A 26256-nucleotide genomic window follows, 5' to 3' on the forward strand; every position below is an offset into this window, starting at 1 on the left:
TCTAAAAATGATAACTGTATGGCTTATATTAAGATACCATACAGTTTGATACCCTATTTCCTGTTAAAGGGGATACCGTTCTCAGGATAAGCGGTTTTCCAGGAAGGAGACTGAGGCATAGATACAGGATGATCTCTTAACTCTTTTAGCAAATAATCTATTGCCGTTTCCAATTGTCTATCATGCCCATGCTGTAATTCATCTGGAGTATTCTCAATTTCAATATCTGGATCGACCCCGTGATTTTCAATAATCCATTCTGATTGTAATCCATACAAGCTTTCTTCTGGAATAGTAATATATCCTCCATCCCTTAGCGGCCAAAAACCGCGAATACCACGTACGCCACCCCAGGTTCGCTTGCCAATCAGTTTACCCAAACCATATTTACGAAAATAATAAGGAAAGATATCACCATCAGATGCAGAATACTGGTTGATTAACGTGACCTTAGGTCCAACAATCAACTGTTCAGGCAAGGAATGAGCCATTTTTTCACGGTTTGTGGTCATTCCCACCAAAATTCTCCTTAAACGCTCAAGAAGAATTTCATCGATAAAACCGCCACCGTTCCAGCGATCATCAATAATAACGGCCTGTCTATCCAGCTGGGCATAAAACTGACGGATAAACTGCTGCAATCCAAGCTCTTCCATATCTGAAAGATAGATATAGGCTATTTTCCCACCTGATAAACGATCAACCAGTCTACGATTATGTTCAATCCAGTCTTTCTCTCTTAATGACAGTTCACTTTTAATCGTATTGACTGTTACATTTTTCACGGCTTTTGTTTGCCGATCCTCAAAAGAGAGTTGGACAGGATTTTCGAGCCCGACAAAAAACCGGTAAGGGTTGGTATCACTCTTTACCTCTTGACCATTTACCCTTAACAGATAATCACCTGCATGAATATTAAATCCGGGTTCGGATAAAGGACTGCGATAGGCTTTGCGACTATTATCCCCGGAATATATTTTTGCCAAATAATAACGCTGCTTCTGTGCATCATAGGCAAAGTCAACCCCCAATAAGGCTGTGGGAACTGTTTTTATCAAATTCTGTTGATCTCCACCTCCAACATATGTATGTGAATTGCCGATTTCTCCAACCATCTGACCAATAAGATAATTGATATCCGACCTTGATCCAGCCAATGGCAATAATTTGGCATAACGATCATGAATTTCATGCCAGTTCTGTCCATTCATTTGGGGATTAACGAAAAGATCACGCTGTAGACGCCAGGCATTATCAAACATTTCCCGCCACTCTTCAGACGGAATGACAAAACTTGTTAAGGATTCAAGCTTTAATGATTTATCTTCCGTATGTTTTTCCTTGGCATCACTAATAACCCACTGGTTATTCTTGTTATATAAAAATTTCTGACCGTCATACGAAAGACTATAATTCTGAATACCCTGTTCAATTATAGTATCTTTCCTCTGTTTAACGTCATAAACATGCAACGCAGGTTTTTCACCCGGAAATTCACTAGAAATCGTTTGTGGAGGACTCATCAAGTAATAAACCTTATCCCCTGCAATCTGCATATCTGTAATCATGCCACCTTCAATTGGTAGGGGAACAATTCGATCTTCCAATCCTTTTTCATCGATCTGAATTGAAGAAATCGTTTTTCCATCCTTCTCTCTTATAACCCTATCTTTATCTGTAATTCCCTCATCAGAACGAGGGGCGAATAAGGATGGGGTTGCAACCTGTAGGGTTGCCACATATATTCCCGCGCTTTTAACCGTCAGGGCGTTCATTTCGTTGTCAGCAAAAACAGTATTTTCATGACGATTGGAAACAAAATATAAATATTTTCCATCAGCAGAAAATAGTGGCAAATAATCATTATTGTTTCCGGATGTTAGCTGAACAAACTTATTCGTAGCAAAGTTATAAGCCCAAATTGCCCGTTGCTGATTGGATTGAGTTAAACTATAAACCAACCAATGACTGTCAGGAGAAAAACTAAAATCATGTATTTCCGCATGAATATCGGTGGCAATTTTTTTTACGGATTTACCCTCAAAATCAACTGTCCATAAATTATGGTTGCCATCTGAAAAGGCAAGCTGTTTTCCATCGGGAGAAAAACGCGGAGCATAATAATAACCTGACTTGAAATGGGTTAAAAGCCGTTCGGCCCCTCCCAGAGATGGACGAACAGCAATATTCTGTTCACCATCACTATCTGTTGTATAGGCGATCCATTTCCCATCCGGTGACCAGACGGGATGATCTGCATCTACATTACTTGCATTAATCAAATTTCGGATAGCTCCATTTTCAACAGGAACGGTGAATATATTTCCCCTTGCGGCAAAAGCGGCCCGTTTTCCATTTGGAGCAATCGAGAAATCAGGTTGTTGGGCAGAATCAGTTTTACGTACATCATCAGTCAAAGACACATGACGACGCATGATTTTTATACCATCATCCGGTACAATAACATGGATTTCATGCAGGTGCTCCGATGGAAGATCAAGCACGTATAAATGACCGCCCTGTTGAAAGACAATGCCTTGATCACCCAATGACGGAAAATCAATATCATAATCGGTAAAATGCGTTACCTGGCGTTTTTTTCCTGTCGTTTTGTCATAAACCCATAAATTAACGCGTCGATTTGCATCCCTGTCAGATAAAAAATAAATTTTGTCCTGATACCACATCGGAATGGTATCTGTGCCTTTCCAATGAGTTATTTGTTCCAGTTTTTTTGTATCAAAATCATAAATATAAATATCCTGTGCCAGACCACCATCATAACGTTTCCAGGTTCGAAAATCACGATAGATACGGGTATAAGCAATTTTTTTTCCATCACAATCATAACTTAAAAATCCAGAACGATCCAGGGGAAGCGTTTTTGGCAGACCACCTTTTATGGATACGGAAAAAGGCAAACTCATCCAGCTGTTCCACGCATTGCGACGAGATAAAAATACGATTGATTTCGAATCCGGTGTCCAGGTGACAACCATATTATCAGGCCCCCAACGTTCCGGTGCAGAAGCAACAATGTCAGAATGATAGGTTAATCGTTTGACCTCTCCACCCGCAGCGGGCATGAGATAGACGTCTCTATTGCCTTGATAGCTTCCTGTAAAAGCTAGCCATTGACCATCCGGTGAAAATCTCGGCATCAAATCCTCACCCTGTTCGGAAGTCAACCGAACGGCCGTTCCACCTGATTTTGAAACCTGCCAAAGATTACCCCGTGCCGAAAAAACAATTTTATTCCCATGTAAAGTTGGATAACGCATGAGAACTTGATTGTTTAAAGTTTGACTTTCCTGGGCAAGAGCTGGAAAAAAAGTTCCTGCACAACCGATCATTCCGACATGAAACAATATCGTATTTACTAATAACCTATTCCATCTGTTCATGCCAAATCCACGCACTTTATTATCTCCATCTGTTCATGCCCTTTTCAGCCATTAAAATCTTCAATCGCAAAATTGCTTGTCAGGCCGAATCATTTTTTTGTAATAAGTTAAAAACTTATCGCTAAAATCACAACAAGGAAACCTAAAAATGTCAGACGCACTTCCCGATCGCCTTTCTGCCGATCCACAAAGCCCATACTATAATGAAGAGCTTTTAAACCGTGGAGTTGGTATTCGCTTTAAAGGAGTGGAAAAAGATAATGTTATTGAATATTGTCTGAGCGAACAATGGGTCAAGGTATCCATCGGCAATACATTGACACGCAGTGGCAAGCCCATGAGCATGAAACTCAACGGTCCTGTTGAAGCATACCTCAAAGAGGAAAAATAATATTAAAAATTAAAGTAACGTAAATTTAAATATCATTCATACGTTACTTTATATCGACAGCAATCTAAAAAGAATCCATTAAAAACCGAATGACAAGCCCCATACAGGTTTGAAACAGGGCGGGATCATAGCGTGGCCCTTCATCCCTTAAAAAAGCGTGCTGGGCATTGAATTCATGCCATTCGTACTGAACCTCTGCTTTTTCCAGGGCTTCACGAATCAATTGCCGACCCGCAAAAGGGATATGGGGATCCTGTTTTCCCCATGTAAATATAACCTTTCCCTTGATATCCTTAAATCGTTTCAAGGTATCATCCCTTTGCCCCTTACCAAGGGTGGCATCATGCACATTGGTGGCATAAAAACAGACAGCTGCTGATATTTCAGGGTTCAGGGCGGCTCTTAACGCTAAATGCCCTCCTAGACATACCCCCATTGATCCAATCTTGCTATTAGAATAAGGATAGGTTTTTAACCATTCAATAACTGACTTCGTATCGGAATCATAAGCGGAAACAGGTTTTTCAAATTTCAAATAGTTACCCCGATCCGTCCCTTCCTTATCATATTCCAAGGCAACACCTGGATTTTCATATTCATGATAGACTTCTGGAACAATAACAATATAACCCTGCCCTGCTATATAAGATGCCAAACGACGAATTGGCTGAGTTACCTGATAAATTTCGGAGTAAAATATGATCGCTGCATATTTTCCCTCTTTGACAGGTCGGAAAATATGACAACGCATCAAGCCTGTTGGTGTGTTAAGATCCTCTGTCTCATTCGAATAAATAATCACCCATTCATCCTTTTGTTATCATTATTTAAAATATTTTGCGGTTATTAATATCTTATTATTTTCATCAAGCAATTTTAGGTATTTTCCACCAATGGAAACTGATTTAACCAATTTTAACTTGTCAAAGAAAAATTCATCCTGCGCATTAACCTGGGGATCCAAACAGGTATTTTGCTGACGTTCAATTTTACTGATTGTAATTTGGTTTCCATTGTTTTGAAAAAATCCAAGAAATTTATTACATAAACCACTTCCATTAATTCGATGTGTATAAGGATTAAAACTTAAATATGTGAATTTCTGATCATTTTGATAGGATTTAATAAATGTTTTTTGATGACTTAAATGTTCAACACGCCATATTGATTCATCAAAAGGGGCTTTACTTTTTGAATCTTGGGCAAAAGCTGAATTTATTCCTGCCCCCAATAACCCCATACCTAAAATCATTACAATAATTTTTTTCATTTAAATTTATCCTTCTATTGAGCTTTCCCATTCAAGTAAATCTACCTAATCATACGAATAAGTTGAAGTAAACAAAATGAATGCGAAATAATCAATGAAAACAAGATCTCATCATATAAACCGTTGCAATTCCGAGAATGGTCAACCCTATTGAACAAATAAGATGCGTAAACACTATAATTCCTGCCCACATAAAACGCCCTTCTTGCATGGAAAGAACAACTTCTGCAGAAAAAGATGAAAAGGTTGATAAACCACCCAAAAAACCCGTAATAATGAAGAGGCGCCATGGTAGCAGGACTGGAATTACCACAAAAATTGCCACGGCAATACCAATAAAATAACCAGCAAGACAATTGGCAGCCAAAGTTCCAAGGGGCAAATAAGGAAAAAAAGCATTCAAGGCAATCCCCAACCACCAGCGCAACAGACAGCCCAAGGCCCCACCTATACTGACCATCATAATTGAATTGATCATTCATTTACCTTGTTCATACAATTTATTGAATCAATCCTATAAATAAATCATTCAAAATATTAATAATAATTTGATAATCATAAATAAAACCATTCATCAAATTGATATAATTTAATTTTTTATTATCATGTTATTACTTATTTCAATTAACTGATCATAAAAATCATGAATGTTAACAATATCTTTTATATTAGTTTCAAAGATATTTCTTTCCACTTTTTTTCCCTGTATATTTGAATAGGCCTCAACAAATACCTTTAGATGACCATCCCATGATAATCTAAGCATAAATTGACCGACAAATCTGTTTACTGATATTCTCCTTTGATCCGCCTCTTCAACCTGAAGATCCTGTAAAAAAAATAACTTGTCATTATTTGGCAAAGTCTTACACAACCTTCTTAAATTCACCCAATCACTATCATTTAAAAATTCTCTCTCTTTAAAATCTTTTGAAAGATAAGGGGTATCGAATGTATTGCGAATTTCCACTTTAGAAGCATTATAATCCTTAACAAGCCTATTAAATAAATCTGGCAATTCTTTCAAGTTAGACTGATATGCCATGATTATAAATTGTATTCTAATTGGATGAACAGATGTCAGGACCGCTTTTTTCAACTTCTCCATATTTTCCAAAAAAACATATTGTTTGGCACCTTTTCTCAATTGTTCATAAATTACAGAATCAAAGGATTCAAGAGAAATATTGATATGATCTATCCCGGAATTAACAAGCCAATTAAAAAACTGATCTGACATTCTCTTGGCCAGATTAGTTGTAAAAAAAATTTTATTTCTATAAATTTCAGGAACTTTCTCTATATAATCCTTTAATTTGGGATGAAGAGTAGGTTCATGCAGACATGAAAACCAAAATTCACTGTTCCGAATATAAGGCAAAAAACGTAAAGCTGACTCTATAACCTCTTCACTCATAAAATATGTTTTATTTGTCGAGGTATAATCATACAAACAGAATGGGCAGCGTAAGTTACAATTATTAACAATATCCATTGCCATATGTACAAATGGTTGAAATTCCAATCTAATATTTGATGCAAAAGGTATTTTATAATTTGAATTTTTTACTCGAATAACAACATTTTCATGCTCTTTCACACTGAGTACACGTGGGAATTTCATATAGAATGCATAATAACAGCTCCCATCTCCAATTTCTTTAATCGTTTCATAATGCAATTTATCAGCTACAGAAGAGACCAGTATTTCATTTGTCTTCTGCAAAATTGCTTCACAAATCAAACGCTGATTAGGAAAATCCTGATTGCATACCCAACCATATGCATATGAATCACTCAATTCATCTACAAATCCTATAAAAGGCTCATGAACTGTAAATAAGGATTTTAATTTCTTTAATAGTTTTTTAGAAATATTATACATTATGCAGATTCATAAAAATGAAGGCTGGCTTTATATAATACATATTCGAAAAAATTACGATAAATAAAATATATTTGTACAGAAATAAAATTGGTGAGCCATAAAAAACAATAAATTATTTATAAAATTTCATGAACAGTTATGTATGATCTTCAGCTTGATTGATCAATCCTGTACAAAACCAGTAATAATTTCATAATGTTTATATTTATAATATGCAATATTTATGATTGAAATTCAATAAAAGAACCGCTATTAAAAACCCGTAATTAATTTATTGATAAATAATTACATATTTTAGTACTTATTTTAATATATTATTGGATTTATAATGAAAAAACTGTTTTTTTTACTAGCAACCACGGGATTACTAGCCGGATGTGCGGGTGGTAAATCACCAGTGGGACTAGCTTTAATCAGTAATGTAAAAGGCCCTATTTCAGCAACTGATCACACTGTCACCTCAAAAAAAGGTGCAAGTTGTGCCCACAATCTACTAGGTATTGTTGCAAGCGGAGATGCATCAATTGATTCTGCCAAAAAGAAGGCAGGCATAACAAAAGTTTCTTCTGTTGATTATAAAACCACAGGTATTTTCCCTTTTTATGGAAAAACCTGTGTCAATGTAAAAGGGGAATAACTTCCTTTATATAAATAATTAACTTTTTTGGAAGTTGTTTATAAATTATTAATATAAACAATTTCTAAAAAGTGTTTTTTTCGCTTTATAAATAAGAAACAACACTTTGCGATTGCTTTTGACTTACTGATAATCATGCGATTTAATCATTATCTCCGAGTGTGACAGCGATAAATATGGACTGGCCATCTCTTAAAATTCTCAATAAAACAGTTTTGTCTGTTTTTAGAGATGAACTAATCAACCGGTTCGCCATTTCCGGTTTATCAACATCTTGATTATTAACGGATACAATGACATCACCGTTCTGCAATCCGGCATGATCAGCTGGGGAATCGTTTTTAATCGAGGTAACAATTACCCCCTTGATTTTTTCATCAATACCAGCCTGTTGCCTTATTTCAGGGGTTAATAATGATAAGGAGACACCCAAACTGCCAGGAGCAGGAGCTGGTGTTTTTTTACTCTTGGTATCCTCGTTTAGATTACCTACCTGAACCTTTACAACTTTCCGCGTGCCATTTCGCAAAATATTCAGATCAATCATTGTATTTGGAGTAATAGCCGCAACCTGGTTGGCAAGATCCCTCGGATTTTCAACCTTTTTATCATTCAAAGAAAGAATGACGTCCCCAACCTTCAGTTGGGCCTTTTCAGCAGGACTATTGTTTGCAACAGATGCAATCAAAACCCCTTTTGGTGGAATACCATGCTCAGAGGGAGGCAATTTTAACATTTTCACCATTGAAGGTGTGATCATCTGGCCCATAACCCCTAAATAACCACGGGTAACATGTCCTGTCTTTTCCAATTGAGTAACGACATTTTTCACCGTATTTGATGGAATGGCAAACCCGATACCGATTGATCCTCCTGATGGAGATAAAATTGCTGTATTAACACCGATAACCTTACCATCTTGAGAAAAAAGAGGCCCTCCCGAATTTCCACGATTGATTGGAGCATCAACTTGGATAAAGGAATCGTAAGGAGTATCACCGATATCCCTTCCCCGGGCAGATACAATCCCTGCGGTAACGGTACCCCCCAAACCATATGGATCTCCAACTGCAATTACCCATTCACCAGGTTCAATACCATTTGAATCTCCAAGCTGGATAAATGGCAAAGGTTTTTCAGACTGGATTTTTAACAACGCCAAATCTGTTTTTGAATCCCTTCCAATAATTTTTGCCTGATATTTCGCACCAGTCTCCAGGGCAATCGTTATTTTCTTCGCCCCTTTAACAACATGATTATTGGTTACGATATAACCATCAGGCGAAATGATAAATCCTGATCCACGTGCCTCAGCCACCTGCTTGGGCATTTGTTGTGGAAACATGGGAAAGGGAAAAGGAAACGGAAACGGATTCATATTATCATCGCCATTGGGAAATCCATTTCCCATCATTGAATCATCATTGTCTCCGACAACAACCCGTGAAGTAATGGATACAACGGCAGGTTTGACCTGTTTGACCAAATTTACAAAATTAGGCAGATTTTGCGTTGAGGTTACCGGCTTGATCGCATCAGAATGATCTTTTAACAAATCTGTTGCCTGGGCTGAATTATAACCTGTGACTGCACTGCCCAGCACTAAAGAAGCCAATAAACCCTGTTTAATTTTTTTTCCACAAACATGATTTATAAGCTCTAGAACCGTTTGCTTTTTTTTAGAAAATTTATCCATAAAATTCCTCGTAATTTCTTTATTTTTACATAAAATTAATTATTTAAGAAATAATATGATGATCAATTATGGCAAAAATTAAAAATTTTTTACCGTAAATTCATAAAAAAATTTCTTAATAATTTTTGACAGGCATGCTCCCGAACACCTCCAATTATTTCGGGATGATACATCGTTTGCTGGTGTGAAAATATACGCGCCCCGTGCTCTATTCCCCCACCTTTTGAATCATATGCTCCAAATACAATTCTTGCGATCCGAGCATGCATTGCAGCAGCGGCACACATAGGACAGGGTTCTAATGTAACGACCAGACTATATCCCATAAGCCGTTTACTCTTGACTTTTAGACAAGCTTTTTTCAAAACGATCATTTCGGCATGCGCCAAAGGATTTTGATGCGCCTCTACCTGATTAAAAGCCTGCGCAACAATCTTGTTTTCCGGTGATAAAACAAGCGCTCCAACCGGAATCTCTCCCCGCTGATATGCTTTCCTCGCAAGATGCAGAGCCTGATCCATTCTCCAGTAAGATTGTTTAGGATACAATGATATCATACCTTAAAATTAATACATGTTATAATTCTATAGTAAATTTTGAATATAGAATATGTCATCTAAATCACCAATTCTTTCAATTAGAAGAACTATTTTCATCTTTAGTTAAAAGATACTTTGACAAAAATATCTTTTTCTTATTAAAAACGTCTATCCAATATATTCCCCTTAATATTCACCGTCTCCATGATTCTTGTATGACAAATTCTTCTTTACCCTTGATTGGCATCACGCTGGATAGTAGTACAATTCCCTTTACAGATAATCACAACATTTGTTCCTATATTCTGGACAGAAACTTAAAAACAAGTGTTCTTGAGGCAGGTGGAATTCCGTTGGGTATTTTTCCAGTCAATCAAAAGAATTTATCAATGATTCTTGACAAAATGGATGGGCTTGTCCTTTATAAAAATAAATTTTCCGACTCTTCAAAAAATCATGATCCCTTTGAACAAAATCTTCTTCAATATGCTTGGGAAAAAAACATTCCCATTCTGGCCATTGCAGGTGGGGCCTGTCACATGACCTTTTTTCTCCAAGGGGAATTATATAAAAATATTCAAACGGAATTGCCTGAAAGCCTTCCCCATATTCAAATAAATTCTCCCTATCAAGGAAGTCACTGCATTCAACTTCAGCCAAAAAGCTGTTTATATTCTTTAACCAAGCGAACAAAATGGATGGTAAATTCTTTTCATCAATCTGGAATAAAATCTGCAGGAAAAGGGATCCCAAGTGCCCTTGCCGAAGATAACACTATCGAAGCAATTGAAGATCCTTCAAGGGTTTTTTTTGTTGGTGTACAATGGCATCCTGAATTTGCTGTTGATTATACTGATCGCAAATTATTTTCAGCACTAATTGCCAAGGCCAGAACCTATGCCCAAAACAGATCCTGATTCTCCCAATCTCTCATTTTCAAAAGGAGAACGCATTGCCAAATGGCTTGCACGTGCAGGTGTGGCATCCAGAAGAGATGCTGAGAAACTGGTTTCGGAAGGTAAAGTCTTTATTAACCAACAGCAAATCACCCAACCCGCCACCTTTGTCTCGAATAATGACAATGTCTATGTTAATGGAAAACTCATTGCTTATCCAGAACATTCTCGTTTGTGGCGGTATCACAAACCTGTTGGCCTGATAACCACCCACAAAGACCCAGAGGGACGACCCACTGTTTTCGATGCACTCCCGCCTAACATGCCACGTGTTATCAGTGTAGGTAGATTGGATTTAAATAGTGAAGGCCTTCTACTACTCACCAACGATGGCTCCCTGGCAAGGCAGCTGGAACTTCCCTCCAATCACTGGGTGCGTCGGTATCGGGTCCGGGTATTTGGTCATATCGTACAAGCAAAACTGGATCAGCTAAAAGATGGCATTACAGTTGAAGGAATACACTATTCCCCAATCATTGCCAAAATCGATTCACAAAAAGGAATGAATGCTTGGCTTACAGTTTCATTACAGGAAGGTCGTAACCGGGAAATCAGACGAGTTATGCAACATTTTGATTTACAAGTTAATCGTCTAATCCGAATTGCCTATGGACCTTTCCAGCTGGGTTCATTACCAAAAAATAGTCTTGATGAGGTTTCAGGAAAAGTCATTAGAGAGCAAACGGGTAAACACATACCTTTATCCAGAAATAAATAGATACATGCGAATTATTGCCGGTAAATATAAGGGTACACATTTGTACCCCCCTGCTGGTCTGGAAACCCGTCCAACGGCCGATCGTGTAAGACAAACATTATTTGACATGCTTATACATGCAGAATGGGGAGGACAATATTTTTTGCAGGACAGCCTTGTTCTCGATGCTTTTGCCGGAACGGGTGCCTTGGGTATTGAAGCTTTGTCCAGGGGGGCAAGAAAAGGGTTTTTTTGTGAAAAAAATAAATCAACTCGTCAGGTTTTAGAAAAAAACTTGACCCGTTGTCATTGCCATTTGAATAGTGTAATTTACAGTGATTATCAGGCCCTGCCAATAACTGAACACCCCTGCAACCTGGTTTTCTTGGATCCCCCATATCGAAAAAACCTTATACCTTATACACTCCAGACGCTAGAAAATAAAAATTGGCTTTCCACCCGATCCATTATCATTACAGAAATTGCACAAGATGAAAATCTTATGCTAAATGATAATTATCATATGTTAGCTGAACGAAATTTCAAAAATACATGCCTAAAATTTTGGGTAAAAAGAAAATAACCAAGGGTATATTTCAGTTTTATAACCCTATAAAAATAAATAAACCCCTGTAAGGATTTGGATAATTACTGTGCCTAACCAGAATAAAATTGGAAAAAACACGACTTCAAAATTTCAATCTTCATTCAGTAAAAGGCTGATACAGGCAAGCGGCTGGATTCTATGGATATTTGCCTTGTTACTTATGCTGGCATTGATCAGTTACAATCCTTATGACCCTTCATTCAATACCTCGTCAAACCAGCCTCCCAGCAACTTGCTCGGTTATATTGGATCCCATTTGTCAGATATTTTAATTCAATGGGTTGGAATAGCCAGTTTTTTCCCGGTGCTCGTTTTTATTGCATGGGGTTGGCGCATCATACGATTTCAATATTTAAAAGGAATAATTATCCGTTTTATAGCCATGATTATTGCCATACCAGTCATGGCTGCGCTAATTGTGGCAACCATCCTGCTATTTTCAGGCAACAAAGTTCCTACGCTTGTTATTCCACCTGGGTTGGGGGGATCAATTGGTTACGTGATCGCGAGAACATCTTTGATAGCGGCTCAGGATACACTTGGCATTATGGGAAAAATCTTGATCTGGGTTTTAAGCGCCATATTTTGTTTGCTGTTAATCCCTCTAACAATGGGATTGTCAAAACAGGAATGGAAAAAAATCATAGGTTTTTTCAAAAAGATCTTTCAATTTTTCTATTATACTTTACTCAGGAAATCTAAACCTGCCGAACCAGAAACTGATCATTATATCAATAATTCTTATAATGTTCCTCCACGAACCTACAATCATTCGCCTTTTAAATCCAATCCAGATATCCTGAAGGAAGAACAAACCTATACCCCTCCTGCGTATCAGGATTCTGTCAGGGAAACAACCCATGCCATTCAACCTTATGCAAAAAAACAGAAACCCTCTTCACTGGCACCAGACAACACACCTATTTTCAACCCGGAGGACGATCAGGAAGATGCCCAGAATAATTATCGGCCGGCATCGCAGTCCTTGATAACAAAGCAAGAAACAACAGTATCCACCACAGTTAATAAAAACGAACAACCTCTGAGAGAATTAACAAAACCCACCGAATCAATAGAATATGGAGATACCCGGCAACCTGACAAACCTTATGAAAAAAGGGAAACTACGCCCATAAAAAATAAAGGTATTTTTTCCCTGCTCCATAAACCTCTTAAGGAACACTTTGTATCTTCCAATAATGCATCTGAATCTCACCCTCCCTCATTTGAAGAACAATCAGGAAACAGTTGGTCTTTTCCTTCCCTTTCCCTGTTAAAACCCAATTTAAATCACGAAAGCAATAAACCTACACCTGAAATGCTTCATGCCAATGCTCGCATGCTGGAAACCATTTTGGATGATTACGGGGTAAAAGGTACTATAGGTAATATTCTACATGGCCCAGTAGTAACTTTATATGAATTGGAACCGGCTCCAGGTATCCGGTCTGCTCGTGTCATTGGCCTGTCCGATGATATCGCCCGCTCTCTTTCCGTTATATCAGTGCGCATTGCCACCGTTCCAGGCAGAAATATTATCGGAATTGAGGTTCCCAATAATATTCGTGAAATTGTATATTTTTCCGAACTACTTAATACAGAAAACTGGTACAGAAATTCTGCACGTTTATGTCTGGCTTTGGGGAAAAACATTTTTGGTGAGCCAATTTATGCAAATCTTGCAAAAATGCCACATCTATTAATTGCTGGAACAACCGGTTCAGGGAAATCAGTGGGCGTTAATGCCATGATTCTATCCTTATTATATCGCCTATCTCCTGATGAATGCCGTTTGATCCTAATTGATCCAAAAATGCTAGAGCTTTCTGTATATGAAGGTATTCCCCATCTTTTGACCCCTGTTGTTACCGATCCGCACAAAGCCTTGTCTGCCTTGAAATGGGCGGTAAGGGAGATGGAAAGACGTTATCGTCTTATGTCCCAGCTTGGAGTCAGGAATATTGATGGTTATAACCAGCGCATAACCAATGCAAAAAATCAAAGCAAGGTCATGACAAGACGCATACAAACAGGCTTTGATCCTGAAACTGGTAAACCAACATTTGAGGAACAGCAAATTCCCCTTGAACATTTTCCCTATATCGTTATCGTCATTGATGAAATGGCTGATCTCATGATGGTGGCCGGCAAAGATATCGAAGCTGCCGTTCAACGTCTTGCACAAATGGCTCGAGCTGCCGGAATACATGTTATCATGGCAACACAGCGTCCTTCCGTTGATGTAATTACCGGGACCATTAAGGCGAATTTCCCCACTCGTATTTCTTTTCAGGTAATCAGCAAATTTGATAGCCGAACTATTCTTGGTGAACAAGGAGCCGAACAATTATTGGGACAGGGAGACATGTTATTCATGCAGGCGGGTGGACGTATTGAACGCATTCATGGTCCCTTTGTTTCTGATGAAGAGGTTGAACGGGTTGTTCAGCATTTACGCACACAGGGTGAGCCGATTTATGTTGAAGATGTTACCGTTGACCCTGTGGAAGATAATAATGGACGTTCAGGCGGTAATAATGATGAATTATATAACCAGGCAATCAATCTTGTTTTAAGGGAGGGAAAGGCTTCCACCTCATTTATTCAACGTCATTTATCCATCGGGTATAATCGAGCAGCCAAAATTATTGAACAAATGGAAAAAGAACGGATTGTCAGTCCTGCCAACCATGTTGGTAAACGTGAAATCCTTATTAAAAGATCAGAATAAGGGGAAGATTCTTTACCTTGCTTCCTTTTAGAATTCTTTATCAAGATAACTATTATATTATCATTGACAAACCTGCTGGAATGCCTGTGTATTCGAGCGATAAAAATGACTCCATTCCCTCTGTCGAAAATTTTTTTCCCCTGTTATCAAGACGAAAAGAAGGGCCGTGGCTAGTACACCGTTTAGACCAGGATACAGCAGGATGTTTATTAATAGCCCTACGCAAGCAAGCCCTAATCAAGGCCCAAGCCTGTTTTGCGCAACATAAAGTAAATAAAGTCTATTGGGCCATTGTTCAGGGTAGACCGAAAAAATATTCCGGTATCATTACATCCCCCCTTTTAAAAATAACACAAAAGGGCCAATGGAAAATGATACAAGATAATAAGGGTCAGAATGCACTGACAAAATGGAAATTTTTGAAAGGCGATAATACTTGCAGTTTAATTGAACTTAATTTACAAACGGGTAGAACCCATCAGGCCAGAGCCCATTGTTCCATTATGGGACATCCAATTATCGGTGATACAATATATGGTGCCAAGAAATATTCATCCATTCCATTATCATTATTGAGTCGAACCCTAACGCTTCAATTGGAAACAGCCATTTCTGCTACGGCTCAGCCACCACAACATATGCTACATTACATAAATAAATTCAGCATATATAAAAAGTCTTAACCTTCAAGATCAAGACCTTTATATTTAAATTCTATGTCGAGAAAATTTTTTTAATGACATTATCAACACTTTTATGCCAATCCGGTAGCCGTATGGCAAAAGTTTTATAAAGCTTGTCCGTATTCAACCTTGAATCCTGTGGTCTTTTTGCAGGAGTTGGCCAATCTTCAGTTTTTATAGAAGTAATGGAAGGCATTTTTTGCCCATAACGCTCTGCCTGTCTCAATGCATATACAGCCAAATCATACCAGGTCGCATCACCCGTTCCAACAGCATGATAAATACCGCTCCAATTATCCTGCCATTTTTGACCGACAATCCGATCTGCTATTTTCATAATCGCCCAAGCCAAATCATCAGAACAAGTTGGATTTCCCTTCTGATCCCCTACAACACGAAGCGCTGGATTTTTGGCTCCCGCATTAATGATAGTACGAACAAAATTTTTTCCGTGTTCCGAATAAACCCAAGCTGTCCTCAATATAATTACATGAGGATGAGCCTGTAAAATAGCCTTCTCTCCTGCAACCTTACTTGCCCCATATACTGTTTCGGGAGAAATTGGATCCGTTTCAACATAGGGAGTCCCCTTTTCACCAGAAAATACATAATCTGTTGAAATATGAATCATGGGAATATTATATCCTGCACATAATTCAGCAAAATAGGCAGGCCCATCGCTATTGACCAAATAGGCTTCATCTCGATGATCCTCTGCCGCGTCAACAGCCGTCCATGCTGCGGTATTTACAACAAGGTCAGGTCTATCTTGCTCAAAAACTCCACAAATCGTATTATGTTGTGTAAAATCAAACTGTGGACGGCCGATGAACTTTAAGCGTTTATCATGCAAATTCCGTAAAGATTCTGTCAATTGTCCATTTTTCCCGCCAATTACTAGAATTGTCACCAGTTTATCCTTTTATGAATATGAAAACCAATTCTTTGCTGCTGAAAATGATGGATTTTGCATATCTTTTTCTGATAAAATCGCATCATTTACAGCGATTGGCCATTTAATGCCAATTTCTTTACAATTCCATAAAACAGCACGCTCACTGACTTTATTATATAAATTTGTACATTTATATTGTACCATAACGTTTTCTGTTAACGTACAAAAACCATGTAAAAATCCTGGTGGTATCCACAATTGAGACCAATTGTCAGCTGATAATTCCGCAGCAACCCATTTCCCATATGTCGGAGAACCCGTTCGCGCATCAATAGCCACATCCCAAATCGAACCTTGCGTACATCTTACCAACTTCCCTTGTTCATAAGGGCCCAACTGACAATGCAAACCCCTCACAACACCTTTCTGAACAGAAAGGCTTTGATTATCCTGCACAAAAGGCAAATCAATCCCGACTTCTTTTAATCGCTGCGCATTATAGGTTTCTGAAAAAAATCCACGATTATCCCGAAAGCGAGGAGGTGTTATCAATAATACTTCTGAAATGGCTAATTTTTCTATTTTCATGACAAATATTTCTTACTTTTAATAATTAATTACTTTTGATTAAAACCTTCGTTTGCAACATCCATCAACATTCTCCCAAGGTCTGTTTTATTCAATTTTTTTGCAATTGCACGTAATTGCTCCGCATTAATAAATCCTCTATGATAGGCCACCTCAGCAGGAGATCCCACCAAAATCCCTTGTCTTGCCTGAATCATTTGCACAAAATTTCCCGCCTGCATCAAACTGGCGGGAATACCGGCATCCAACCAAGCACAACCCCGACCCAGACGCTCTACATGTAAATTGTCATTTTCAAAATAAATTTTATTTAAATCCGTGATTTCATATTCACCACGTGCTGATGGTTTTATTTTTTTTGCATATTCTGTAACCCTTGAATCATAAAAATACAGTCCTGTAACAGCCCAGTTTGAAGGAGGATCTTTCGGTTTCTCTACAATCTGGGTTACCTTGCCATTTTCATCAAATGTCACAACACCATACCGTTCAGGATCACTAACCTGATAACTGAATATCGTTGCACCGGATTTTCGTTGAACCGCCTTTTGCAACAGCTGACTTAAATGTGAAGCAAAGATCAAGTTATCCCCCAGCACCAGGGCACAAGGGGAAGCATCCAACCACTCTTCAGCTAAAACAAAAGCTTGTGCAATACCTTCAGGTTTGGGTTGAACACAATAGTCAAATTTCATTCCAATATCAGAACCGTTTCCCAATAATCTTTTGATTTGCGGTATATCATGAGGGGTAGAGATAATCATGATTTCCCGAATACCCGCCAGCATTAATGTTGTCAGCGGATAATAAATCATGGGTTTGTCATATATAGGCAATAATTGTTTACTGGAAACAGCTGTCAAAGGATATAACCTTGTACCTGATCCACCAGCCAGTAATATACCCTTTATTGATTTTTCATGCTGATTTGTCATTGTTTTATTCCCAACCGTTGTCCAGCATAATGTTTTTGACGAATATTTTTCCACCAATCCTCATGATTCAAATACCATTGAATCGTTTTACGAATTCCTTCTTCAAAATTGTGTTTTGCTTTCCATTTTAATTCGGTTTGTGCATGGACTGGATTTATTTCATATCTAAAATCATGACCTGGACGATCCGTCACAAAATGAATCAACCGCTCATATTTTCCCTGAGGATCAGGCTTCAGCTCATCAAGAATATGACAAATCGTTTGCACAACCTCCAGATTAGTTCTGGGTTGTTGGGCACCAATTGCATAAGTTTCTCCCGGAATTCCAAGCTCTATAGCTTTTACAAGCGCTTCAGCATGATCCTCAACATACAGCCAGTCTCTTATATTGTCTCCCTTACCATAAACTGGTAGAGCCTTGCCTTCCAAGGCATTGATAATCATTAACGGGATTAACTTTTCTGGAAAATGCCAAATGCCATAATTATTTGTTGTGTTTGTCACAAAAGTTGGAAGTCCATATGTATGAAACCAAGCCCTAACCAGATGATCTGAAGCTGCTTTTGAAGCAGAATAAGGACTGCGTGGATCATAAGGGGTTTGTTCTGTAAATGGGGGATCATCAGACTGTAAAGCACCAAAAACTTCATCTGTTGAAATATGATGGAAACGGAATTTTCTTTGTCTATCTACTGACATTGCTCTCCAATATTCATAAGCAGCCTGTAATAAACAATATGTTCCATGAATATTGGTCCGAATAAACACTTCAGGCCCATCAATCGAACGATCTACATGAGATTCTGCAGCCAGGTGCATTACTGCATCAGGTTTGAATTGATTAAATATTTTTTTTAATGAAATAAAATCAGTAATATCAGTTTTGCAAAAAGAATACCGGCTATTTCCAGCTATTTCTGCCACATTTTCAAAAGAAGCCGAATACGTTAGGATATCGATATTAACCACTTCATGCTGCGTATTTTTTATAAGATGTCGAATCACAGCTGAACCAATAAAACCACATCCTCCAGTGACTAAAATCAACATTATTAATGTACCTTAAATAATTTTTTTGTATTTTATATTATAAATTTATTGAATATCTTCAAAATATCTTAAAAATTTATAATAATTAAATCAAACCAATTTGCAATTTATGATATAAATACCCATATTTTTTGACTATATAAAGTATATCATTGCTTATGTCTAACAATAATTTTAGTTTCATAGACCATCCTGATGCTATTGGTGATACGACACGTTTCTGGTTTATTCGTCATGCAATTGTTAATGAAAAGGATCGTTCTTACCTTTATGGTACTAAAGATGTTCCAATCTGTCCTGCACATTTAAAAAAACAACAAACATACTATCAGTTTCTGGCCAATAAATTACCCAAGACACAACTTTGGTTCATTACTAGCCTGTCCCGTACAAGAGATACGGCCTTACAAATTCAAAAGGCGGGTTATGGATCTGAGAATTTACAAATCGAAAATGCTTTTCTGGAACAGAATCTTGGAGCCTGGCAGGGTCTATCACATGTTACAGTTGAAAAACACCGAAAATTTTCTGCGCATCCTTTTTGGCCCTTCTCAGCCGAAGAAACTCCACCCAAAGGTGAAAACATGAATGATGTCCATCAAAGAGTCAGTTGCAAAATGGAGGAATTTAGCAGAATATACACAAATAAAGATATTATTGTCATATCTCATGGCGGGGCTATTCGGGCTGCCCTTGCCTATGCTTCAAAAATCCCGGTTAATTCAGCATTATCCTTTGCCATTTATAACCTTTCCATTACTCTGATAGAAAAAACACGTGAACATTGGCATATTATTACGGTAAATGATATGATTTAGCCTTTTATTTTTCTAAAAAAAATTACTATATATTTTAACTTAAAAAAAATTGCTAAGGCATTATCTCTTTAATGCCCTGAAAAACTGAAAATAACAAAATCTGTTTACTTGAAACTATGGAATAAAGAGTGCCAAAGAATAAAATCCCTTCCTACAGAGGCAGTTTAAGGCGGTCAGGATATAACGTATTAAAATTATTAAGCGGAAAGATCATCAATGTTCCTCTTGGTTTAGCCCAAATTTATTTAACAACCCGACTCATTGGCGATAAAGGATACGGTTTTCTGGTTCTTATATACGCTTTTGGCCAGCTTGTGGGCGATGTGGCAGAATTTCAATCATGGCAGACTGTCTTGCATTACGGTCTTAAACCCTATCAAAATAAAGATCTTCCCCTTTTTCAACGAGTGTTGCGATTTTCTTTTTTACTTGATGCATGCAGTGCTACCTTTGCCTTGGTCGTCAGTGTTCTGATTGCCATAAATTTCAGCAATATTTTGGGGTGGCCACCTGAATGGCATTATCTGGGTATCATTTTCAGTTTTTCTGTTTTATTTACGACAAGTGCAACAGCCAATGGCGTTTTATTATTATTGAACCGTTATGATTTACTGGCCATTCAAGGGACAACAACAACAACAGTTCGGTTCTTGGGCATCGCTTTTCTTACCCTTATTCATGGTGGTATGTTGGGAGCAGTTATTGTCTGGACTTTTGCCACTTTCATGAATTTCATTACTATTTTGGTCACCGCTTTGTACCAACTTTACAAGCAAGGTTTTTTAAAAGGATTTTTCAATCGTATTAATGATGGGCTTACCAAAGATTTACCCGGGATATGGAAATTTGCCTGGAATACCAATATAAACATGACTTTTTCCCTTGTTTCCGCCCATATAACCGCTCAAATTATTGGAAGTATGCTTGGTACTGTTCAAAATGCACGCTATTCGATTGCCAATAAAATTTCAGAAGCGATTGCAAAACCTGTCATTATGCTACAATCTACATTATATCCGGAAATGACCCGCTCATGGCAGGGCAGCAAACCATCGCACCTTTATAAAATGGCCTTGCAAATCACTCTTTTAACCGGCGGTATCATTTCCGTTATTTTTCTCATTCTACCTTATATTGCACCATATATCATTTCATTATTACTTCATAAATCCACCACACCTGAAACCCTTCATTTACTATATTGGTTGGCTGGTGCAAAAGCAGTTATCCTATGGGGGATTTCCTTGGAACCCATTTTAATCACAACAGGAAATACCAAAGGGGCATCCATTTCTCGTGGAATAAACAGTTTCATTTATATACCAATGTTGATTATTTTTATTCAAAAATGGGGGATACAGGGGATTGGACCAGCCACCCTAATTTCATCTGTATTACTGGTTATTTCCCAAATCCTTTTTGTTATAAAATATAAAAAGAAAACTATAACACAATAATAAATCCTGCATTATTATGAATAATATTCTTATTAAATATTATAATATTGTTTAATGCTCATTAATTTTTTTATTATTTAAATAACCAAAATTCAAAAACATGAATTTTAAACTCATAATATGGGGCTTTTAACTTAAAAATGCATATTTCTCAAAATTATATTTGATAAATAAAAATTTCTGTATCAAGAAAATGGTGGGCGCACAAGGGTTCGAACCTTGGGCCCGCTGATTAAGAGTCAGCTGCTCTACCAACTGAGCTATGCGCCCCACACAGAACTTTTATCAAGAAGCGATCAAAAATACAAGATGAATTCAGTAATTAGACTGAACTTTCCTTATAAAATTTAAAAATTAAATTCTCCGCTTTTCCCACCCTTTTTAGAAACAAGATGAATGTTATGCATGACCATTCTTTTATCTACCGCTTTAAGCATATCATAAACGGTTAACAATCCTACAGAAACCCCTGTCAACGCTTCCATTTCAACTCCTGTTTTGCCCTCTGTATCAACAGTAACCCGCATATGCACAATATGTTTGCTTTCTTCCAATTCAAATTCCACTTTTAGATGATTTAGCGATAATGGATGACATAAAGGGATCAAATTTGAAGTCTGTTTGCTGCCCTGTATGGCGGCAATTCTTGCTATACCTAGTATGTCACCCTTATGACTGTTTCCTTTTTTCAAAAGTTCAAAAGCTTCCTGAGACATCTGGATTGCCCCCCCAGCCATGGCAGTTCTTTTCGAGATTTTCTTATCTGCGACATCAACCATGTGAGCTTGCCCAGACTCATCAAAATGCGTCAATTTACTCATGATATTCTTCCTATATTAATCTTTAAACTCATTCTAGCAGATGCTATATATATAATATGATAAAAATCCGTTATTTTGGTTTTCTTAAAGATATTTTACAAATTGAAGAGGAAGAAATTACCTGGGACAACGGTAATTCACAAGATTTACTCAATTTTTTAAGAAGCCGCAATGCCTCTTGGTCGGACGCCTTGGCAGAAGAAAACATTTTCCGCCTGGCCATTAATCAACGCATTATCTATCAACCCACTCCCCTTCATCCTGATGATGAAGTTGCCATTCTACCTCCTGTTACAGGAGGTTGAATTGTTCTCTGTCAAAATACAGACCCAACCTTTTTCACAAGAGGAATTCCGAAAAAAGATTCACGCTTTCAATTGCGGCGCAATTGTCAGCTTTACCGGTATCGTCAGGGGGTTTGATGAAAAAGAACCGCTTGATTATCTTTATCTTGAACATTTTCCGTCTGTAACTGAACAAGAAATTGAACGAATAATTCATTTGGCAAAAAAACGATGGGATATACAGGGTTGTCAGGTTATACACCGCGTGGGGAATTTACGGGTAGGAGAAGAAATCGTTTTGGTTCTGACAGCGGCCAGTCATAGAAAGGCTGCATTTGAATCTGCTGAATTCATAATGGATTATTTAAAATCAGAAGCTCCATTCTGGAAAAAAGAATTTTTTAGAAACGGACAGTCAAGATGGGTCAGGGCCAAATCATACGATTTAAAAGAAAAAGAACGATGGTCCAGTCATGAATGATAAAAATATTGCCGCCTTTATTCTGGCAGGTGGGGAAGGTCGGCGTGTAGGACGTCAAAACAAAGGATTGCTTTCTCTTAATAGTCATCCCCTTGTCAATCATGTTATCCAACGTATTCAACCACATGTTCAAAACATTTTGATAAGCGCAAACAATCATATTGAAACTTATCAATCTTTTGGTTTTCCAGTCTACCAGGATCTCCCCCAATGGAAAGGAAAAGGTCCCCTAGCTGGCATTGTCAGTCTTTATTCCTTTATTCCCGCTCATACAGATTACATATTGGTTGTTCCCTGCGACACTCCCTTTTTACCCGCAAATCTAGTTTCCTCACTTTATCACGCATTGATATCAAATCCAGACTTGCTAATTGCGTACGTAGCGACACCAAAACAGATTCATCCAAGTATCTTCTTATGCAAACCCTGTACGAATGACTATCTTGCCAATCATTTAAATCATCAGCATTATAGCCTTAAATCATGGATATCTGCACACCCAAATATAAAAGTGAATTTTCATGATGAACATGAATTTACCAATATTAACGACCTTGACACATTAACCCGTTATCAACAAGGCAGGCACCATGCTAAAAAACTATGATGAGGCCCTTGAAGAACTTCTGCAAAGAACCTCTATTAAACAACCCATAGAAGATTATCCCCTTTTAAAGGCAAATCATCTAGTTCTTGCTGAAAATATTTATGTTCAATATGACACACCTTTTTTCAGCAATAGTGCCATGGATGGCTATGCTCTGGGTGGTGATCCTTGTCAATGTTCTGAATGGCAAATTACAAACCGGATTGCAGCAGGAGATCCCCTGTCCAATGCCACCCTTCAAACTGGTGAAGCCGCCCGAATTTTTACCGGAGCTCCAATTCCCCCCGGAACCAGCGCTGTAATCCAGCAAGAAAATACAAAAATTGAAAACAACACCCTAACTCTTACCTCGCAGATCAAAAAAGGACAAAATATACGCTATCAAGGGGAAGAACTAAAAAAAGGTGATATACTGCTTACACAAGGCCATAGGCTTACGCCCGCAAGTGTTGCCTTACTGGCAAGTCAAGGCTATCAAAATGTCAAAATATATAAACCTTTAACCATTTGGGTTTATTCCACAGGAAATGAATTGATCAACCCAGGTCAGCCTCTATCTTCTGGCAAGATTTTTGATGCAAACCGTTATCTTTTGATAACCTGGCTTCAAAAAACCAGACATCATGTCATTGATGCAGGCATTCTTCCCGATAATCGGGATAAAACTGAAATCGCATTAAAAAAAGCCGCTAAAGAAGCAGACATCATTATCTCATCTGGTGGAGTTTCGGTTGGTGAAGAGGATCACGTTCATGCCGCCTTACAACAGCTTGGCCAACTCATTTTCTGGAAACTTGCCATTAAACCCGGCAAACCTTTTGCCTGGGGACAAATCAATAGCAAAATATTCTTTATGTTACCCGGTAATCCTGTCAGCACCCTCGTCACCTTTCAACAACTTGTTATTCCCGCTTTACGACATCTTGCCGGCGAAACATTACAGAATTGCCTGCCAAAAACTATTCTTGCTCAAGCCCAATTTGAAAAAAGGAAAACCCAAGCAAGACGGGAGTTTTTACGGGTGCGGGTTGATTATTCTCAATCACCTGCTCATGTTAGTCTTTTAAATAATCAGGGTTCTGCCATGTTGGCAACATTTTCCCAGGCAAATGGATTGGCAGAAATTCCGGAAAATACCCCTGTTCATAAAGGGGACTTTATAAAAATTTATCCACTTGACTATTCTCTTTAGACTTTATTGATAGGAAAATATAAAATGACAGCAATAAAAATTGGTTTGGTTTCTGTCAGTGATAGAGCCAGTCAGGGTATATATGAAGATAAAGGTTTACCTGCCTTGAAAAATTGGCTGAATAAAGCGGTTCTTAACGAAAAACAATATATTGAGCATTTAATTCCTGATGAACAGGATCTGATTGAAAAAACATTAATTGATCTGGTCGATAATCAAGATTGTCCCCTTGTTTTAACCACGGGCGGTACAGGCCCTTACATCCGAGATGTGACACCTGATGCAACTCTGGCTATCGCAGATAAGGTTATGCCCGGTTTTGGTGAGCAAATGCGTCAAGTCAGTTTATATTTCGTGCCAACCGCCATTCTGTCACGACAAGTGGGCGTAATCCGTAAAAAAAGCCTGATACTAAACCTGCCCGGACGTCCGAATGCCATTCGTGAAACATTGGAAGGGGTAAAAGATCAAGATGGCAAGGTTCTTATACATGGAGTATTTGCCGCGGTTCCAATGTGTATCGATGTAATTGGTGGACCCAGGATTGAAACAGATGAAAAAGTCGTAAAAGCTTTTTTACCTAAAAAATAGGACTGTCAACCTATCCTCCTGTCTTTGACATAATACGCATAATTTTATTGGGCTGTTTTAAAAAATCATGTTCTTTTGGCTTTAGTTCTATCGCTTCTTGAATGGCCTGATCCAGTTCTTTATCACTACAATGATTTCTTAATAACGGCCTTAACACAAAGCTATTATCCTGTCCCAAACACATATAAAGGGTTCCATCAACCGACAATCTAACCCGATTGCATGTCGCACAAAAATGCTGTGATAATGGTGTAATTAATCCCAGACATACATTACCTGTTGATGTTTCCCAGTAACGCGCCGGACCATTTCCTATTATCTTCATCGTTGAATGCAAATCGTAATGTTTCCTTAATTCTTGTATAATGGGTTGCAGCGAGACAGTTGTCATATTTTGCCCGGTTTTTCCCATTGGCATGACTTCAATCAAACACAGAATAAACCCGTGTTCAATACAAAATTCGAGCATTCGTTCAATTTCTGCCATATTCTTGTCTGGCAATACAACCATGTTAATCTTTATTTTATGAAAACCCAGTTGTTTTGCGGTTCGCAGACCTTCCATAACCTGTTCTAGACAATCCAGACCTGTAATATCCTCTATATTTTTACGATTCAAGGAGTCAAGACTTATATTCAAACGATCTAAGCCAGCCTCAAACAATAATTTGGCATGGGATGTCAGCAAGGTTCCATTCGTTGTAATGGATAAATCCTCCACCTCATCAATCTTTTTAATTCGATACACCAGATCTGTTAGGTTTTTGCGAACCAACGGTTCACCACCAGTCAAGCGAAAACGTTTTGTACCTAATCTTACAAACGCACGAACAACACGCATTAATTCATCAAAAGTGAGCCAATGATCTGGAGTTTCAAAATCATTAAATCCTTTCGGAATACAATAAGAACATCTTAAATTACAGCGATCCGTAACAGAAATTCTTAAATAATCAATTGTTCTACCAAATTTATCAATCAGCATCAGAAGCTCGGCCACGTCATAATTGCAATAAAGACTTTATAGTTATGAATT

Annotated in this window: 27 protein-coding genes and 1 tRNA gene; 14 read left to right on the forward strand and 14 right to left on the reverse strand. The window is 37.9% G+C overall.

The genetic code is table 11. The features are described 5' to 3' along the window. Positions 1 to 53: 53 nt before the first annotated feature. On the reverse strand, positions 54 to 3419 hold the full coding sequence (locus tag GN303_RS08305) for a S41 family peptidase (protein ID WP_110439117.1): 3366 nt from the start codon (positions 3417 to 3419) through the stop codon (positions 54 to 56). A gap of 133 nt (positions 3420 to 3552) precedes the next feature. Here GN303_RS08305 and GN303_RS08310 point away from each other — a divergent pair, with 133 nt between their 5' ends. Beyond that, positions 3553 to 3795 (forward strand): DUF3297 family protein, encoded by a 243-nt coding sequence (locus GN303_RS08310; protein WP_110439118.1) that lies wholly within the window; start codon positions 3553 to 3555, stop codon positions 3793 to 3795. Positions 3796 to 3859: 64 nt separating this feature from the next. On the opposite strand, the gene GN303_RS08315 is transcribed toward GN303_RS08310, so the two are convergent. The 4 genes from GN303_RS08315 to GN303_RS08330 form a co-directional block, all read right to left on the reverse strand. Continuing rightward, positions 3860 to 4597 carry a dienelactone hydrolase family protein gene (locus GN303_RS08315; protein ID WP_110439119.1) on the reverse strand — a complete coding sequence of 246 codons (738 nt, stop codon included), beginning with the start codon at positions 4595 to 4597 and terminating at the stop codon, positions 3860 to 3862. 21 nt (positions 4598 to 4618) lie between these two features. Beyond that, a complete protein-coding gene (locus GN303_RS08320; RefSeq protein ID WP_110439120.1) occupies positions 4619 to 5065 on the reverse strand; it encodes an META domain-containing protein in 447 nt (148 codons plus the stop codon). A gap of 91 nt (positions 5066 to 5156) precedes the next feature. Beyond that, entirely contained in the window at positions 5157 to 5543 is a 387-nt protein-coding gene (gene crcB, locus GN303_RS08325; protein ID WP_110439121.1) for a fluoride efflux transporter CrcB, read from the reverse strand. Positions 5544 to 5654: 111 nt separating this feature from the next. Then, positions 5655 to 6950: a radical SAM protein gene (locus GN303_RS08330; protein ID WP_110439122.1), complete on the reverse strand. Its 1296-nt coding sequence runs from the start codon at positions 6948 to 6950 to the stop codon at positions 5655 to 5657. Between the two features lie 331 nt (positions 6951 to 7281). On the opposite strand from GN303_RS08330, the gene GN303_RS08335 reads away from it, so the two are divergent. After that, positions 7282 to 7590 carry a TRL-like family protein gene (locus tag GN303_RS08335; protein ID WP_110439123.1) on the forward strand — a complete coding sequence of 103 codons (309 nt, stop codon included), beginning with the start codon at positions 7282 to 7284 and terminating at the stop codon, positions 7588 to 7590. 142 nt (positions 7591 to 7732) lie between these two features. On the opposite strand, the gene GN303_RS08340 is transcribed toward GN303_RS08335, so the two are convergent. Both GN303_RS08340 and GN303_RS08345 read right to left on the reverse strand, forming a co-directional pair. Then, positions 7733 to 9286, reverse strand: a complete 1554-nt coding sequence (locus tag GN303_RS08340; RefSeq protein WP_110439124.1) for a trypsin-like peptidase domain-containing protein — start codon at positions 9284 to 9286, stop codon at positions 7733 to 7735. 89 nt (positions 9287 to 9375) lie between these two features. Next, positions 9376 to 9807, reverse strand: a complete 432-nt coding sequence (locus tag GN303_RS08345) for a nucleoside deaminase (protein WP_110439125.1) — start codon at positions 9805 to 9807, stop codon at positions 9376 to 9378. A 233-nt stretch (positions 9808 to 10040) separates the two neighbouring features. Between GN303_RS08345 and GN303_RS08350 the strand changes: the two genes are divergently transcribed. From GN303_RS08350 to GN303_RS08370, 5 genes are all read left to right on the forward strand, one after another. After that, positions 10041 to 10742, forward strand: coding sequence for a gamma-glutamyl-gamma-aminobutyrate hydrolase family protein (locus GN303_RS08350; RefSeq protein WP_110439126.1), 702 nt, complete (start codon positions 10041 to 10043; stop codon positions 10740 to 10742). Next, the gene (locus tag GN303_RS08355) at positions 10723 to 11499 is read left to right on the forward strand and encodes a pseudouridine synthase (RefSeq protein ID WP_110439127.1); all 777 of its coding nucleotides are present in this window, start codon (positions 10723 to 10725) and stop codon (positions 11497 to 11499) included. The genes GN303_RS08350 and GN303_RS08355 overlap by 20 nt, the downstream gene beginning before the upstream one ends. Positions 11500 to 11503: 4 nt before the next feature. Continuing rightward, the gene (gene rsmD / locus GN303_RS08360) at positions 11504 to 12061 is read left to right on the forward strand and encodes a 16S rRNA (guanine(966)-N(2))-methyltransferase RsmD (protein ID WP_110439128.1); all 558 of its coding nucleotides are present in this window, start codon (positions 11504 to 11506) and stop codon (positions 12059 to 12061) included. 70 nt (positions 12062 to 12131) lie between these two features. Continuing rightward, positions 12132 to 14816, forward strand: coding sequence for a DNA translocase FtsK (locus tag GN303_RS08365; RefSeq protein ID WP_231504025.1), 2685 nt, complete (start codon positions 12132 to 12134; stop codon positions 14814 to 14816). A gap of 17 nt (positions 14817 to 14833) precedes the next feature. Then, a complete protein-coding gene (locus tag GN303_RS08370; protein ID WP_230873111.1) occupies positions 14834 to 15499 on the forward strand; it encodes an RluA family pseudouridine synthase in 666 nt (221 codons plus the stop codon). A 31-nt stretch (positions 15500 to 15530) separates the two neighbouring features. On the opposite strand, the gene rfbD is transcribed toward GN303_RS08370, so the two are convergent. Genes rfbD through rfbB form a run of 4 tightly spaced genes read right to left on the reverse strand, consistent with a single transcriptional unit; the run spans position 15531 to position 18969 of the window. Then, positions 15531 to 16409 (reverse strand): dTDP-4-dehydrorhamnose reductase, encoded by an 879-nt coding sequence (rfbD, locus tag GN303_RS08375; RefSeq protein ID WP_110439129.1) that lies wholly within the window; start codon positions 16407 to 16409, stop codon positions 15531 to 15533. A gap of 12 nt (positions 16410 to 16421) precedes the next feature. Next, on the reverse strand, positions 16422 to 16982 hold the full coding sequence (gene rfbC, locus GN303_RS08380; protein WP_110439130.1) for a dTDP-4-dehydrorhamnose 3,5-epimerase: 561 nt from the start codon (positions 16980 to 16982) through the stop codon (positions 16422 to 16424). Positions 16983 to 17011: 29 nt separating this feature from the next. Then, positions 17012 to 17917, reverse strand: coding sequence for a glucose-1-phosphate thymidylyltransferase RfbA (gene rfbA / locus GN303_RS08385; RefSeq protein WP_110439131.1), 906 nt, complete (start codon positions 17915 to 17917; stop codon positions 17012 to 17014). Further along, on the reverse strand, positions 17914 to 18969 hold the full coding sequence (gene rfbB / locus GN303_RS08390) for a dTDP-glucose 4,6-dehydratase (protein WP_110439132.1): 1056 nt from the start codon (positions 18967 to 18969) through the stop codon (positions 17914 to 17916). Before rfbB ends, rfbA begins: the two co-directional genes overlap by 4 nt. 158 nt (positions 18970 to 19127) lie before the next feature. Here rfbB and GN303_RS08395 point away from each other — a divergent pair, with 158 nt between their 5' ends. Both GN303_RS08395 and GN303_RS08400 read left to right on the forward strand, forming a co-directional pair. After that, on the forward strand, positions 19128 to 19787 hold the full coding sequence (locus tag GN303_RS08395) for a histidine phosphatase family protein (RefSeq protein WP_110439133.1): 660 nt from the start codon (positions 19128 to 19130) through the stop codon (positions 19785 to 19787). 128 nt (positions 19788 to 19915) lie between these two features. Further along, a complete protein-coding gene (locus GN303_RS08400) occupies positions 19916 to 21244 on the forward strand; it encodes a lipopolysaccharide biosynthesis protein (protein WP_110439134.1) in 1329 nt (442 codons plus the stop codon). Between the two features lie 194 nt (positions 21245 to 21438). Here GN303_RS08400 and GN303_RS08405 read toward each other — a convergent pair. Beyond that, positions 21439 to 21514, reverse strand: a tRNA-Lys gene (locus GN303_RS08405). 77 nt (positions 21515 to 21591) lie between these two features. Further along, entirely contained in the window at positions 21592 to 22065 is a 474-nt protein-coding gene (gene moaC / locus GN303_RS08410) for a cyclic pyranopterin monophosphate synthase MoaC (protein ID WP_110439135.1), read from the reverse strand. 56 nt (positions 22066 to 22121) lie between these two features. Here moaC and GN303_RS08415 point away from each other — a divergent pair, with 56 nt between their 5' ends. The 5 genes from GN303_RS08415 to mog are packed head-to-tail and all read left to right on the forward strand — an operon-like array spanning position 22122 to position 25220. Further along, on the forward strand, positions 22122 to 22370 hold the full coding sequence (locus GN303_RS08415; protein ID WP_110439136.1) for a MoaD/ThiS family protein: 249 nt from the start codon (positions 22122 to 22124) through the stop codon (positions 22368 to 22370). 1 nt (position 22371) lies between these two features. Continuing rightward, positions 22372 to 22830: a molybdenum cofactor biosynthesis protein MoaE gene (locus GN303_RS08420; RefSeq protein WP_110439137.1), complete on the forward strand. Its 459-nt coding sequence runs from the start codon at positions 22372 to 22374 to the stop codon at positions 22828 to 22830. Then, complete coding sequence (gene mobA, locus GN303_RS08425) at positions 22823 to 23437, forward strand: molybdenum cofactor guanylyltransferase MobA (protein WP_110439138.1); 615 nt, start codon at positions 22823 to 22825, stop codon at positions 23435 to 23437. Before GN303_RS08420 ends, mobA begins: the two co-directional genes overlap by 8 nt. Further along, positions 23421 to 24629: a molybdopterin molybdotransferase MoeA gene (locus GN303_RS08430; protein ID WP_110439139.1), complete on the forward strand. Its 1209-nt coding sequence runs from the start codon at positions 23421 to 23423 to the stop codon at positions 24627 to 24629. Before mobA ends, GN303_RS08430 begins: the two co-directional genes overlap by 17 nt. A 24-nt stretch (positions 24630 to 24653) precedes the next feature. Then, complete coding sequence (gene mog, locus GN303_RS08435) at positions 24654 to 25220, forward strand: molybdopterin adenylyltransferase (protein WP_110439140.1); 567 nt, start codon at positions 24654 to 24656, stop codon at positions 25218 to 25220. Between the two features lie 10 nt (positions 25221 to 25230). On the opposite strand, the gene moaA is transcribed toward mog, so the two are convergent. Continuing rightward, entirely contained in the window at positions 25231 to 26220 is a 990-nt protein-coding gene (gene moaA / locus GN303_RS08440) for a GTP 3',8-cyclase MoaA (protein WP_231504026.1), read from the reverse strand. Between the last annotated feature and the right edge of the window lie 36 nt (positions 26221 to 26256).

This window comes from Commensalibacter melissae (assembly GCF_009734185.1).
Lineage (GTDB): Bacteria > Pseudomonadota > Alphaproteobacteria > Acetobacterales > Acetobacteraceae > Commensalibacter > Commensalibacter melissae.